Source organism: Burkholderia sp. SIMBA_051 (assembly GCF_046534915.1).
GTDB lineage: Bacteria > Pseudomonadota > Gammaproteobacteria > Burkholderiales > Burkholderiaceae > Burkholderia > Burkholderia ambifaria.
The window spans coordinates 1-254 of record NZ_JAWRXS010000586.1; the positions used below are offsets into that span (position 1 = coordinate 1).

The 254-nt window shown below is 69.7% G+C and carries 1 protein-coding gene; it reads right to left on the bottom strand.

The genetic code is table 11. The annotated features are described in order from the left end of the window. Positions 1-247: Bug family tripartite tricarboxylate transporter substrate binding protein (locus SB771_RS35830; protein WP_410722146.1), on the bottom strand; the 247-nt coding region annotated here is incomplete at its 3' end. Positions 248-254: the final 7 nt, after the last annotated feature.

The following is a 254-nucleotide window of genomic DNA, read 5'->3' on the forward strand; positions in this document are numbered from 1 at the left end:
CGTGCAGGCCGATGGAGCCGAGCAGCAGGGTGTAGCCGTCGGGGTCGGATTCGGCGACGAATTTGCCGCCGATGTGGCCGCCGGCGCCGGGCCGGTTCTCGACCACGACCGGCTGGTTGTAGAGCTGGCCCAGGTACTTGGCCAGCAGCCGCCCCTGGATGTCGGAACTGCCGCCGGCGGTGAACGGCACGATGATCCGTAACGGGCGGTCCGGATAATTGGCCTGGGCCAGGGCGTTCAACGGCAGGGCCGCG